The following is a 14438-nucleotide window of genomic DNA, read 5'->3' on the forward strand; positions in this document are numbered from 1 at the left end:
ACGCCGCGCCGCGGCCTTCGCCCGTTCATCGTCACCTACAAGAGCAAGAGCATGACGGTCGAACTGCCGGGGTATTATCCGGACGATGGGGGCGAAGGCATCCATGTCGGTGACGACATGGACATTGTCGATGCCGCGATGCGGAGCTTGAAGGAACCGGCAGAAGACGCCGCTTCGGCGGTTTCCTCCGCCAGTTGCCGACGCTTCTCGGCAAGCTCGTCGGCGAAGGCGAAGTCGCCGCCTTCGCGTGCCTGATAGGCCCCAAGGCGCCGGCGTCCATCGGCAAGACACTGACGAAAGCGCTCCCGCTCCCCCTCGAAATCACCTAGCGCATGCTCGAGGCGGGAGACCGCGCCGATCGGCGTTACCGTGACCGACAGATCGATTTCGTATTCGGCGGCGGTCCGCAACAGCATCGTGGTGTAGCGATAGCCGTCGCGACCGAGACGCTCGCCCGTATATTCGAGGTCGAAGCCGCCGATCGAAGCGATCACGGTTTCGCCTTCCTGCTGAAGTTGGACGAGAGACAGAATCTCCCTCATCAGCGCGCGGCCTGCCTCCTTGCGCTCGGCATAGCGCTTGCCTTGCACGCTCATCGCAAAGGCATCGCCCGCGGTCGGCACAAGCCGACCGATGTCCTGTCCGATCTCCGCGATGCGCCGTGTCGCGTATTCGATTTCGCGCTCGGCATCGCGGATCTGGCGGCGCACGGCATGCTGATCATCGACATGAGCGGCGCGCAAACGCTCCAGCCGTGCGATATCGGCCTCTAACCCCGCCTTCTGCATCAGGCGCGGGTCGCCCGAGGCGATCGCTTTCGCGATGGCGAACTGGTTCGCCTGCCCCTCGCCCAGGTCCTCGAGCCGCCGGATCGAAGTGTCGCCCGAGAGCGCGGCCGCGATGAAGCGGGCCTTGCGCTCGTTGTTCTGCCACATCGTCGCGTCGAGCGAGCCCTCGGTCGCATAGGCGAAAAACCTCGTCGTGCTGGTTGCCCTGGCGCACGATACGGCCCTCGCGCTGCTCGATCTGCGACGGCAACCAGGGGACACATCGAGGTGATGCAGCGCCTTGAGGCGCAACTGCGCATTGACCCCGGTTCCCATCGTGTCGGAGGAGCCGATCAGGAAGCGAACCTTACCGGCGCGCACATCGCCGAACAGGCAGCTTCGCTTCGGACTTCTTGTAGTCCTGCATGAAGGCGATTTCCGATGCGGGCACGCCCATGCGGATGAACTCGTCCCGAATCCAGCGATAGGCGGAGAAGCCGCGGCTCTTCTCGACGCTGATCGTGCCGAGATCGGAAAAGATCATCTGCGCGGCCCCGGGACGCTCGAACGACTTGCCGTCCGAGCGCACATAGGTGTTTTCCGCGGTCTCCTCCCAGATGCGGAAGGCGTTCGAGATGAGATTGTTGAGCTTGTTCTCCGGCTCGGAGACATTGTCCGAATCGACCAGACGCAAATCGATCGCCGCGTGGCGACCGTCGGTGATGACGGAGAGCAGAATGTCATCGCCGGGCTTCGGCGGCCGATCACGCATCTCGATCGCCTTGATGCGCTCGTCGAGCAGGACCTGATAGCGCCTGAAGGCTGCCGTCGGCTTGGACGTCAGGATCTGGCGCCTGCCGGTCGAGAGTGACGGCACCCTCACATATTGACGCAGGTCTTCCGGCGTCACCACGTCGGCGAAGGAGCGGAACATCGCGATCAGCTCGGGCACATTGACGAAGGTGGCGAAGCGGGTGACCGGCTTGTATTTGCCGGAGGGCTGGAGCTCGAGCTCGGTCGAGACGTCGCCGAAGGTCGAGGCCCAAGCGTCGAACTCGTGCAGGCCGCGCTCGAGAAGTGCCGCGTAGCCAAGATAGCGCTGCACCGAGAACATCTCGCCGAGCGTGTTGGTGATCGGCGTGCCGGAGGCGAGCACCAGCGCCCGGCCAGGGTTCTTGGTCTCGATGAAACGCGACTTCACATAAAGGTCCCAGGCGCGTTGCGAGCCGTTCGGATCGACACCCTTCAAGGTGCTCATATTGGTCGCGAAGCTGAGCTTCCGGAACTCCTGCGCCTAGTCGACGATGATCTGGTCAACGCCGATCTCGGAGATGGTCAGAAGATCGTCCTTGCGGGTCGACAGCGACTCCAGCCGCTCCTTCAGGCGTTCCTTGAGCCGTTCGAGCCGCTTGCGCGAGACGCGGTCGTCGCTCTCGACCCTGGTCAGCAAGGTTTCGTAGAGCTCCAGCTCGTCCTGGATCATCCGCTGCTCGAACGCCGAGGGGACGGCAATGAACCGGAACGCCGAATGTGTGATGATGATCGCGTCCCATGTCGCCGTCGCGGCACGCGACAGGAAACGCTGCCGCTTGTCCTTGGTAAAATTGGTCTCGTCGGCCACGAGAATGCGCGCGTTCGGATAGAGCGCCAGGAACTCGCGCGCGGCCTGAGCCAGGCAATGGCCGGGCACGACCAGCATCGCCTTGGCGATCAGGCCGAGCCTGCGCTGCTCCATGATGGCGGCCGCCATGGTCATGGTCTTGCCGGCGCCGACGGCATGCGCGAGATAGGTCGAGCCGGCCGAGACGATGCGCCAGATGCCGCGCTTCTGATGACGATAAAGAGTAAAGGCGGCAGAGGCGCCCGGGAGCTTCAGATGGGAGCCGTCGAAGGCTCTGGGCGCGATGTTGTTGAAGCGGTCGTTGTAGACCCGCGCCAGCCGGTCGGTACGATCGGGATCGGACCAAATCCAGCGCTGGAAGACGTCCTTGATCTTTTGCAGCTTCGTCTTCGCGGCCTCGGTGTCGACGACATTGAGTACCCGGCGTTCGCTCATCTCCTCCTTGATGATGTCAAAAATCTGCGGGACGCGGCTGTTCAGCGCATCGGCGAGCAGCTCCCCGGCATGCCGGCGATCCGTCCCCCATTCCGACGTGCCGGCCGCCATCCATGCGAGCTGGCGGGCTTCCACCGTCCAGGAGGCCAGTTCGGGCATGTGATGGATCTTGATGTCGGCATCCATCATCTTCTTGACGAAGGCGACGATATCGGCGGCCGGAATCCAGGGCGCGCCGAGCCGCGCGGTGATATCGGAGGGGCGCAAATCAACAGGCTGCACACCCTGCAGCGCCGTAACGTTGCGCTCATAGGAAGCATCGAGCGCGGTCGCCGCCTCCGCCGCTTTCAGCTTGTCGCGGACATGGCCCGACAGATAAGCGTCGGCCGTCTGCCACGATCCGTCCGCCGGATCGCGAAAGATGGCGCTGCCGAGTTCGGCGACGACGTCCGGTGCGCCACGATGCAGGAGTTCGGCGATGTGGTCGATGTCGACACGCCCGCGTTCGTTGAGCACGACGGCGAGCGCGTCGGCCGCGCTGGTGATCACCGGCGCCGCTGGCGGCGAGATCACCCGTTCGGTGAAGATCGGGCCGGGCTTCGCGGTATTGGTCTCGAGCTCGTAGTCCTCGATCGAGGCGACCAGCCAGCAATCGGGATCGTCGAGGAACGGCAAAATGTTGGAACGGCGATGCGTTTCGCGCACCTCGCCGGTTTCCTCATCTTCCGTCATGGAGATCGTGGTGAAGTTGACGGGGCCGAAGTCACGAACGAAGCTCGACCAGGCGATGCGCAGCCTGACCTGGGCCTCCTTCCAGGGCTGGTCGAGCTCCTGCGCCTTCAGCACTTCTCGCACGGCGTCGCGGATCGGGATCAGCTTCCTGATGATCCGCAGGTGCTTTTCCGGGACACCGTCGGCGCTGCGGCCTTTGCGCACCCTCACCGTGACGGACTGGCCGTCAAGGACCTGCATCAGGCCGTGGGTCTTGTCGAAGAAATAGCTGCCCTCGCGCACATGCCGATCGGATGGCAGATCGGCGGCCTGATCGCCGGCCTCCTCCAGATCAGCATCAATGACATCGGGCTCGCCGTCATAGATCGCTTCCGGAAGGAGATCGATGGCGGCGGTGAGTGCTGCATCGACGTCCTCGCCTTCGCGGGGACGGCATGTATAGGTCTCGCCGAAGGGACCGGAGGTGAGCGCGTGCGTACCGAGCACACATTCCGGATGGCCAGCGAACCAGCGGTTCACGCGGATGGCGCCCTCATCCTTCGTCGCCGCCCGGACTTCATTGACATCGAGCCAGGACCGATCGCACTCCGGATCGCCAATCTTGCGCTTGCGGAAGAACAGGATGTCGACGACGACGTCAGTGCCGGCGCTGGCGCGGAAGCTGCCCTCGGGCAGCCGGATGGCAGCGATCAGGTCAGCGGTCTTGGCGATATGCGCGCGCGCCGACGCATCCGCCTTGTCCATCGTGCCCGAGCTCGTCACGAAGGCGGCTAGCGCGCCCGGCTTCATCAAGTCGATGGATCGCGCAATGAAGTAGTCATGCAAGCGAAGGCCCAGCGAGCGGTACGCGCGATCCGAGCGCACGGTGCGATCGGAGAACGGCGGATTGCCGATGGCGAGGTCGAAGCTCGCCGGTAGCTCCGTGCGCGCGAAATCGGCGGCGATGATCCGGGCCCGCGGCTGCAACAGGCGCACGATGCGGGCCGTGACCGGATCGAGCTCGATGCCGGTGACGTGCGAGGCCTCGCGAACTCCCTCCGGCATCAGCGCCGGAAACAGCCCTGTGCCGATGCCTGGCTCGAGCACGCGGCCGCCGCGCCAGCCGAGGCGCTGCAGGCCTGCCCAGATGGCGCGGACGATGAACTCCGGCGTGAAATGCGCGTACTGGGTACAGCGCGCGAGCGAGGCATGGTCGAGATCGCCGATCGCATCCTGCAGGTCCTCGCCGATCGCCTCCCACCCTTTGCGAAACTCGGCCTCGCCCGGACGTCGGAACACGAAGCTCGCGAGCTCGGACGCGCCGAATCCGGTGAAGCGGATCAGCTGCTGCTGCTCCTCAGGCGTAGCGGGCCGCTGATCGGCCTCGATGGCGGCAGCGAGCCGGATCGTCGCGATATTGTCGCGGGCGCGATCCTTCCAGCCCTTCGCGAGCGCCCGGTCGCTGGCTAGATGGAAATTCGCGCCGCGCTCGCGATGCGTGGGCGAGGTCGCGCGTGCGACCGCCGCGATCGGCATGGCCGGGGCCGGGGTCGCCGGATCGGGATCGTCATCATCGCCCGGCTCGACGGCGAGGCCGCCGGCGAAACCGGTGGCGCCAAGGCCAAGGCCGGACGACAGCGCTGTATTGCCGAAGAGGTCGAGGGTAAGGCGATCGTCTTGCGCCATGAGAATTTCTCCTTGTGATGAGGGTGCGTGCCGTCGTCCCGCCGAGCTGCCTCGGCGGGTGCGGATGGTCACGGTGGATGGGGGATGGGAGGCGCTAGCGCACGATGAGCGACAGCGAGATGTCTGTCTCGCTCAGCTGCACCCGCAGATGCGTGTATCGAAAATCACGATTAATGAGGGGGATGAGCCGCTCGGCCTCGATGAACTCGATGCCGTCATCGCCGCCGAAATGGCGGCGCTTGTAATCGAACCAGTCGGGAGGATTGCCGACCGGATGGCATTCCTCGGAATAGACCACGAGGGGGCGACCACCGTCGCTGAGCTTGCCGTTCGACACGATGTAGACGCCGTTGTCCCCGACAAGCCAGAGGCCGGGCTTCTCCCCCTCACCAGGCTTGAGGCCGTAATAGGGATTGCGGAACCCGCCGTTGGCGGCGGCGTCGGACTTTCCGCGTTCGATGACCGTGCGGACGGCGGGGATGGGGAACGTGAACATCACCATCTCCCTCACGCCGCGATCGTGTCAGGCAGGTAGCGCAGATGCACCGGCAGCTTCGCCGCGATTTCCGCGTCGGTCAGCTGGTCGAGCAGCTTCAGCACGGTGCCGCGGTGGCCGCCGTAGAACAGCACCGTGCGCTCGCCGCGCAGGTGCTCGGCCCAGCGCTCCCCAGCATAGCCGCGATAATCGTCATGCGTGCTCGACCAGATGTGCTCGAGCCGCTCTTCGCGTGTCATCACCTTCACGGGCCGCGACTCGCGTTCGATAATCGCGGCGCGCATCCGATCCGGCGAGCCCTGGTCGCGAAGATCGCAATAGCCGTGGAAACAGCGTGGTTGGCCGTCGATCCTCAGCGCGAAGAAAACGCTCGAGATGCTGCCGGTGAGAAACTCGCGCATCGCGAACATATCGGCGCGTATCCAGAGCGGCGGCAGGATCTCGAACATATGGTCGTGGTCGGCCTGGCCGATCTCGAACCATTCGCCGCAATAGAGAGCGCCATCGTCCGGTGAACGATTCGGACGCTGCGGGTGGCGATCGAACATGCGGAACATCTGCCGGCGGTCGGCGATGCCCTGATAGACCTTGCGGATCGAAGAGGGGGTCATGAGCGCGTTCCTTTCAGCCTCGTCGGGCTGAAGCGCGGCTCATCCTTCCGATTCCGCCATCGTCTTCAGCCCTTCCTGACCCCTCCTCCGCGGCCGCCTCTCCGACCGGCCGGGTCAAGGGCCGCGGCACGCGGGCGAAGCTTCACCCTTGACGCGGCTGGCGGGTATGCGGCAGCCGGGTTTCCTTCTCTCCCCATCCTCCTTCCTCTTGCTCCTCGGATGCAGCTGTTCATTCCAATCCTCAGTCGCGGGCCGCAGCCGCTCATAGTCGCAGCCCACCTCCTGTGCGACGGCCCCGAGACGGTCGGCATAAACCTCTCCCTGCCGGTTGTTATCGGTCGCCGCGACGAGCCGTGCGCCGGGCCGCGCGCTCAGCGCGCGAATGGCAGCGAGCGTTGCCGGCGCCCAGCCGCCGCCGGTGCTCAGATAAAGACTGTCCGGCCGCTGGTCTTCGATCGCGGCCATGCTCAGGGCGTCGATCGCGGCCTCGGTGATGCAGAGCCGGGTTGCATTTGCCGGCCCGAAACGGAATAGCACCTTGCCGCCGCCGCTGGCGAAGCCGCGCCATTGCGGACCGCGCTCCTCCCAGCCTGTGACCATGCCATCATTGTCGAGATGCGCCGCCCACATGCTGCCGTGAGGGCCTTCGCGCAACCGGCCATGCCGGATCGCAGCGCGGATGACGGCTTCGGGGATGCCGCGCTCCTCGCACAGATAAAGCCAGGTCAGAGAACCTCGCCAAGGCTTGCGCCGCGCGCGCCAGCGATCCGCAGCAGCAAGATCGGGATCATGTGCGCGGGATTCTCGTGTCCAGACGGGCTCCGCTGGCACAAAGCCGACCAGGTCGCAGACTCGCTGCAGCACCTCGGGAAAGTCGATGCCGTCGAGATGCTCCACCAGCGAGAACACGTCGCCTCTGGCGTCGGACAGTGCGTCGAACCAGCCCCTTCCCTCATGGATCACGATGATGATGTCGCTGCCGCGGCGATATTTGAGCGCTTTGCGCGTGCTCTCCTTCCGATCGATTGCAAATCCGGCCTTCTCGAGCACGGCGGCGCACGCCACACGATTCTTCAGCTCTTCGATATCCTTCTTGTCCATTTCTGCTTCCCAGCGATGCCGCGCCGGACCTTTCCCGCTTTCATATCTCCCGCACCTTGCGGGACCCACTCGCCCCCTGCCGCGAAGAGCGAAGGCGGCAAGGGCGCGGCTGGCAATTGATGAATTATGCGGGGCATTCGACGCACCGCGGCGGCCAGCCGCGGCACAGCCTCCCTTGCCGCCACCCGCTCGCAAGCGGCACACAAGTGAAAAAACCCGGCTCAGTGAGCCGGGCTGAACTCGTGTGGATCGTATTCGTGCACGATCACGACATCAGCGTCGCTGAGCTCTTCGGTTGGCATCACTCCATATGAGCCGTCGACCTTAAAGAGCGTCACGGGGACCATCAGGGTACGGGCGAGCTCGAAGGCGTTGGACTGGGCGAGGGAAAGATCGTGCGACATGTGAGGGCTCCATCGTGAGCGAGGCCGATCCCCGCTCGATGGCGCCCGTCAGTGTCCTCAACCGGCCGCGATCACCGCGCAGCCGAAGGCGCAGCGGCGGCATGCTCGCATAGCCGACCCCTTGCGGGTTGATCGTGGAAGGCCGGGCGGAGGACCAGGAAAGCCATCCGTGGAGAGCGGGGTCGTGCCTGCTCAAAGATGGCCATCGCCCGCACGCACGTCCCTATTTCCGGCCGCAGGTTCATTGCGCCGCGCCGTCGGATCGACGGCCCCCGCTGCGGATCAGGTCGCATTGAGGAGAAATGCGTTATTGGCCGAGCGATCTCATCGTATCCGCTTAACATGTCCTCGCGAACATTCGGTCCGCGCCCAATCTACCGGCTCCAAGCCATCGACGCAGCGTGCCACGCGTCAAGTGCCGCCTCTGCGTCGAAGCGCATCGCAGAGCGAGGCTTCTGCGACCGGGAAAGGATGACCCGGACGCAGCTGGCAGAGTGATCGTAACCCGCACGGGCCGAAACCGCCGCAAGCGGGTTCGGTCGGAGGCCGTCGTACGGCCGGAGATAGAGCACGGTCGCGCGCAAGTGCGGCTGCCGCTTACGCTTACACCGCGGTGACAAAACGCGGCGCCGCGCAAAAACGAATGCCCCTCACTCAGCGTAGCTCCGAAATGCAGTTCTCATGACTCTGTGCCACTTACCAAGTTGGGCTCTGCGGCAATCAGGCGAGGAAAGGGCGCATCTCGCAGATACTGATCAATGGTCTGAAATATGGTCCGTCCACCGATACGGTCGTCAATCACTTCGGCTCGCTCACCGCGGCCTATGAGGCCTTGAGCCGCCGGACAGACCTCCGTTTGGCATCAATGGAAGGCACTGGAGCGAGAAGGCGCTTTTGGACGGGCTGCAGAAGCTTCATGCCGCTCGAGGATTCATTTCAATTCGTCTCATCGATGGTTGTCCTGATCTGCCCTCCAGCGGTTACGTCCGCGCCTATGTCAGTTCGCTGCTAGGAGATCGGACTGTGAGGCGTGACTTCGGGAGGCAGAAGACCCGTCAAGCTCGAATCCGGTACGATCTCGACATCTTACCGGAACGGCTGAAATCCTGAACGCGCATAGACACGGAATCGCAGCTTGATGATCATGAGTACATATATGAACCAAGAGCCTTTTGGATCGGGCACTTAAGGCATGCTCATCTCATCGTCGGGAGCGCGCGGTCTCAGGTTCGATGAAGTGCGCTTGTTGGTTTCCTTACGTGCCAATCTCCGGCGTCGTAAAATTCCACCGGCAATTGCGATGTTTTGGCCCGTCTGTCGTGGTCTTGCCTCCGAAACCCGCGCTCGCGGCGCTCAAATTTGGTTAGCTCGTCATTCGCGGCTCGCATGAACTCAGCGTGCGAGGTACTGGCGCTTGAGTGCGCGTGGGCATACTCGTCTCCTACGAATGTGGCCGAAAACGTAAACCAAAGCGCCGGCGAGTGGCACTTACATCATCTGAACACGCAACTACAATCGCAACGAATGTGACGAAATCACCGTAAACAAAACGCAGCACAAACGTCTAACGAAGCACGACAAATCAAAACCTCGGCGGCTTTCGTCTTGTAACCTGCGCGATGGCCGGGCGCTCGACGAGGCCCTAACAGCGGCCCGAGCGGATGGAACGGGCGCCGCCAGCCTGGTGATTGGATCGAATTGCGGATCGCGGCCGGGGGAGCCCTTCGTCTGGCAAGAAAAAGGTCCGCAGCGCCGCTTCACAGACTGGCGGCGAGGTCCTTGGGATAGAGGTCACACCCTACATTTTGCTGATCCAAACCTCATTTTGCCGAAGAGGTCGAGAGCGCCCAAATGCTGGAGCGTCATGCCCGCCTGGTAGGACGAGACCCTGTCCTCCTGCGAAGCCGCCAGCAAACTTGGCCCGTGATCTCGCGATGCCGTTCCTTCCGCCCCAGCACGTCGCGCTCCTCCGAAAAGTCTGCGCGCGTTTTTTCAACGACCTCTACTCAGCAGCGCTGTCACGTGGCGTTCAGCACCTTGGCGGCGGCCTTGATGCCCTCGTGGGCGTCCGAGATTCACTAGCTTGAGGGCCGCGCAGACCCCGCCTCGCGAGCCTGCGCAGGAATGCCATCCGCGGATGGGCCGACATCCACGCCCCGGACTTCGCGCCGGCCATCACTGTACCGATCGCGACGATCCCCGCGCCGAGACAATGCGCCCCTGCTGGCGCACCTTCACTTAGGTGGCGTCGATCCACAGAGAGGGCCATCGCCCTCGACCGGACGGGCAAGAAGGCCCGTCAACTATCAAGCCTGCTAATTGATCTAGATGTCAGAAAAGAGGAGTGATTGCCGGATGAAGGTTGGGCTGCTCGGGCTCCTCAACCGTCGCTCCTGAGGTGTTCGGCATGAAACGTCAACCAAAATCTGTACTGGCCAACGGTCCTGATCGATGCACCGCATCCTCGCCCGCAGAAATGCTGCGTGCACAGGTTTGCTCCAATCTTGAACTCTCCGTTCTCATGGAAGCGCATGACGGCCTCTCCGCTGCGATCGCCGAGCGCGCAGGGTTCAAAGGTCTCTGGGCGTCGGGTCTTTCAATTGCTTGCTCTCTCGGCTATCGTGATGTCAACGAAGCGTCATGGAGCCAACTTGTCGATGCGGTCGAGCGGATCGTGGACTCGACCAAACTGCCCGTTCTGGTTGACGGCGATGGTGGCTTCGGGAATTTCAACAATGCACGCCTCCTCGCCCGCAAGCTCCGTCAGCGAGGCGCTGCGGGCGTTGCGCTGGAGGACAGCTGCTTTCCAAAGATGAACTCGCTCATTGGCGATCGTCATCCCCTCGCCGATATCGACGAATTCTCAGGCCGCCTGCGGGCAGTCAAGGATACAGTCGCGGAAGACTTGGTCCTCGTGGCCCGGATCGAGGCGTTGATCGCGGGGCATGGAATGGACGACGCAATTTTACGAGCTCACGCCTACGCGGACGCGGGTGCGGATGCGATCCTGATTCACTCGCGAAAGAGCACCGCGGACGAGGTTCTTTCCTTCACTCGCACCTGGCAAAGCCGATTGCCCGTCGTGATTGTGCCAACGACATACTATCGAACACCGGTCTCTGCGTATCGTAATGCCCGCATCTCAACAGTGATCTGGGCCAACCATTCCGTGCGAGCTGCGATAGCGGCAATGCGGCAGATCTGCCGTCGCATCATTGCTGAAGAAGGCGTTGCCGATATCGAGCCCGATATTGCGACGCTCGATGAGGTCTTCGAACTGTTGAGGTATGACGAACTTGCCCGCGCGGAAGCGCGCTATCTTCATCCTCTTGACTGAGGGCAATGACCTCCCATTTACACGCAACACACTCGGTCTCGAAAGACCACCGGCATGCAATCTGCCGCCTTACTGTTACGCTCCACCGCATTTTTCAGTGAAGCACAGGCGTTCCCTCCCAAAATTGGATGCGCCATAGACGGGCGCGACAGCTCTTGCGCGGCTGATCCGAACATGCTGCAGATCTATGGGGCTCATTTCTCTCTGAAGAGGCGCCAACGCGGACGGTGATCCGTCGTCCTCTTCAAGAAAGCTGCTAGACTCCACACCGCAACAGCAACCACAAGCGACATTGAGAGCGACGGAGGAGCGCTCATGTTAAGGCAACGGACGGTTCTGCTCAACTCTTCGGGCACCGCCGCCAACGTGACAGATCTGCCTGGCGGCGCCGTTCGCAACGTATTCTCTTTCAGTATGCGCCGCTGGCGCAAGCAACTGACCCGGCTAGGGTTGATTGGGACCATAGTTGTCACCTCAGCTGCGGCTGGCAGTGTCACCGATGCGATCGCGGGAGACGAGGCGAAGGCTGCCATGCAAACCCAAATCGGCCGGGTGCAGCCGGGCGCTAAAGCCATCTCTCTACCGGTTCCCGCATGTGGCGAGACAACCCAAAAATTTGGCTCCAATGATCCGAACGATCCCGTCGATGGCGCCGTCAACAAGACGATCACCGACTGGCTGGCGGCCGGCAACAAGGCCGCTTGGAAATCCTGGATAGGCGCTCTCTTGCCGACGCAGAGTCCGAAATCGACACCTCCGGTTACGGGAAGGATCTCTTCCTGACCGGCCCCGAGGCCACGGCCCGCGACATCGATCCGCATCGGAAGCAAATACTGCCGCACCGCGGTCTATTCGATAATTCCAAGGGCATTCTCGAAAACACCATTTCAGCCGCCGACAACGCGCTTAAGCACGGTTTCCACGGTGTCGAACTCGATCTTCGCGCAGATAGGAGCGGCCATGCCTGGATGATGCATGACCCTACACTCGGGCGGGTTACCAGCGACCCGAACAATTGCCTGATTTCGGATGTTTCTACCGAGGAAATCAATAACATGAACCTCTCGATATGGAATCCCATCAATAATGAACGAATTCCGGCGCTTGACCGCAACGGCAATCCGCAAAAGATGGAAGACCTGCAGAATATCATCATGACGATTCCATCGGAACGTCACACGCCTGAGACGTGCAACGGTTAAAGTGAAAATGACTGCCGTGGACAACCGTTATGGCACGTACTTTCTCTAAGTGGCTCAGCCACTACTCTAATGCAATGGGTCTCGACGATGTTGACGAATTCATTCGGGATCGAACGCTGATTGTTCACGACATCATCTGCACATTCGTTCATCCATGTGGAGACCAGCACGACATGGCCGCCGTGCTGCTCGACGTAGGCATGATTTCGACGGTTGCCGAGAATGACTTGGTTGGACTTGCCTTATCCCGAAATCTCGAGAACTTCCTGCTTGGCGCGCCGCTGTTCTTCGTCAATCCGTCGAGTCAACACCTCGTCTTGGGTCAGAAGTTCGAATTTGCGCAAATCGACCCGCCAACGTACGCGCCGTTGCTTGATGCTTTGGCACTGCAGGCGAAAGCTTGGCGGGACGGGCGGAGGACTGCGCGATGACGGCCATTTCAAATGTATCGGATTGCGGAGCGGCGGCTATGACTCCGCGCCGGTGCGCAAGCGATCCAACCCTTATGCGAGTGTGGGATCGAGACAACGCCAGCGGGCCGCCTACGCTGACCGATGACCAGCGACGAGTGCACGAAAGCACATCTGAAGAACTGTCGATGGCCCGTGAAATTGTTAGTGCGGAGGCGTCGCACTCTGGAAACTCACTCGCCGAAGAGGGGGTTGCTGGGCACGCAGAGCCGCCGCTCCAGGACAGCGTATCACCGCCACCTGATACGGACGCACGGACGGAGCATCAAGATGCTCGCCCTGCTGGCCGCGCCCGATGGTGGCGTTGGACGGCCGCGCTATTGGGCGCGAACGGAGCACAGGGTGGGATCGAGGTTTTTTTGGGTCGCCTCTGTCAGGCGACGGTGCAGGTACTTTTCGAGCCCCCGCAACATCCACAGGAGGTCAGCGACAGGTCGATGGCAGCACATGCTGCAGTCAACGTCGTGATGGGACTGATCGCGGGTGCACGAACGGGCAGGCACATGTGGCGGGCGAGGGGAAATACGGAGGCTTATTGGAGAGGATTTCGCGGAGAGCGGCCGGTGCAATCAGTGGCCCTCGCGATGTCGGGAACTCCTAGCGTGCCCGCGAGCCAGCTGTCGCGTCTCTTGCCCAGCTTGGCGGCGGCCCTTGCAACCTTCGGCGTTGCCGCGCGCACCGGCATGAATGCTTTTTCGTACCTTGGGAACTCGTCGCACCACAAGGTCGGCGCCTACGAAGCCGTGGTTCGGTCCAACGCCAACATAGCTTACTGCTATACCCGTGAGATCGCAAACCTCGTAGCGCATGTCTTCCAGCTTGTTTCGCACGATGCGCTGCTGACCGGACGAGGATGGGCGGCCAGTTCCGTGGAATACGGCTTTAGCTTCGCAGCACAACAGAGGGTATTGAGTGCTATCGGCCAGGATAGGGGCTTCGATCTGAGCTGGCCAGCAATCTCGGCTGCGGCCGAGGCCGTCGATGTTGCCTTTACTTCCGCCGCTGCTCGTCTTGCTGAGCCCGGTAGGCCTGTGGAACTCTGGCGTGGTCGTCTGGCCGAGGGGACCTCTGCCGAGGCAGATCCGCCGTTAAGGCCCACTGTTATTGATGCAATCGATCGGCTCACACAACGTGCCGTTGGTCGGCAACTTGTTGGCGACATCGGTAGTTCTAGTCCAGCGCTTGCTGCGGGAACGCATTTGCGCGAACTGACCTGGCAAGCCGAACGGGCTAGTCGTGGCAGTGGTGCCAGCACAGTCCCAAGTGATCCCGAGGCACCGCCCGTCGGGGTGTCTCCAAATGGAGGCAGCAGTTCGGGTCTGCAGCCGCCTTGGCAAGAAGGCACGGAACTCTCGTCGCCTGGGGATTTGTATTCAACACCGCCAGACGTCGCTGGGTCATCGTCGTCTGCCGAGGCTGCCTCGAGTTTCGTGGATCGATCCTTGGGGGAGTTCGGACGTCTCGTCGGCATGGGCTGGGAGCACGGCCGCCAACGGGCCCCGCATCTCCTGGTCTGCGCACTAGACGATCGATTCCATGAATTTGGCGGTCATGGAACGGGACGTTTGTTTGTGGATTCTTCGTTTGCGATTGAGTG

The 14438-nt window shown here is 62.4% G+C and carries 9 protein-coding genes and 1 pseudogene; 5 read left to right on the plus strand and 5 right to left on the minus strand.

Annotation, left to right across the window (positions count from 1 at the left end; all coding sequences use genetic code 11):
* Positions 1–74: 74 nt before the first annotated feature.
* The 5 genes and pseudogenes from QSV46_RS35385 to QSV46_RS35405 all read right to left on the minus strand — a co-directional run bounded on the left by QSV46_RS35385 (position 75) and on the right by QSV46_RS35405 (position 7832).
* A pseudogene (locus tag QSV46_RS35385) lies at positions 75–5220 on the minus strand (DEAD/DEAH box helicase family protein).
* Between the two features lie 94 nt (positions 5221–5314).
* Entirely contained in the window at positions 5315–5716 is a 402-nt protein-coding gene (locus QSV46_RS35390; protein ID WP_314962688.1) for a DUF3085 domain-containing protein, read from the minus strand.
* 11 nt (positions 5717–5727) lie between these two features.
* Positions 5728–6327, minus strand: a complete 600-nt coding sequence (locus QSV46_RS35395; protein ID WP_314962667.1) for a DUF1419 domain-containing protein — start codon at positions 6325–6327, stop codon at positions 5728–5730.
* 114 nt (positions 6328–6441) lie between these two features.
* A complete protein-coding gene (locus QSV46_RS35400; RefSeq protein WP_314962669.1) occupies positions 6442–7428 on the minus strand; it encodes a DUF3991 and toprim domain-containing protein in 987 nt (328 codons plus the stop codon).
* 221 nt (positions 7429–7649) lie between these two features.
* Positions 7650–7832, minus strand: a complete 183-nt coding sequence (locus QSV46_RS35405; protein ID WP_314962671.1) for a hypothetical protein — start codon at positions 7830–7832, stop codon at positions 7650–7652.
* Between the two features lie 2407 nt (positions 7833–10239).
* Here QSV46_RS35405 and aepX point away from each other — a divergent pair.
* From aepX to QSV46_RS35430, 5 genes are all read left to right on the plus strand, one after another.
* Complete coding sequence (gene aepX, locus QSV46_RS35410; RefSeq protein WP_409997250.1) at positions 10240–11169, plus strand: phosphoenolpyruvate mutase; 930 nt, start codon at positions 10240–10242, stop codon at positions 11167–11169.
* 315 nt (positions 11170–11484) lie between these two features.
* Positions 11485–11952, plus strand: coding sequence for a hypothetical protein (locus tag QSV46_RS35415; protein WP_314962673.1), 468 nt, complete (start codon positions 11485–11487; stop codon positions 11950–11952).
* Complete coding sequence (locus QSV46_RS35420; protein WP_314962675.1) at positions 11871–12371, plus strand: glycerophosphodiester phosphodiesterase family protein; 501 nt, start codon at positions 11871–11873, stop codon at positions 12369–12371. Before QSV46_RS35415 ends, QSV46_RS35420 begins: the two co-directional genes overlap by 82 nt.
* Before the next feature lie 29 nt (positions 12372–12400).
* Complete coding sequence (locus QSV46_RS35425; protein WP_314962678.1) at positions 12401–12802, plus strand: hypothetical protein; 402 nt, start codon at positions 12401–12403, stop codon at positions 12800–12802.
* 641 nt (positions 12803–13443) lie between these two features.
* On the plus strand, positions 13444–14438 hold a 995-nt coding region (locus tag QSV46_RS35430; RefSeq protein WP_314962681.1), incomplete at its 3' end, for a hypothetical protein.

This window comes from Bradyrhizobium cosmicum (assembly GCF_032290525.1).
Lineage (GTDB): Bacteria > Pseudomonadota > Alphaproteobacteria > Rhizobiales > Xanthobacteraceae > Bradyrhizobium > Bradyrhizobium cosmicum_A.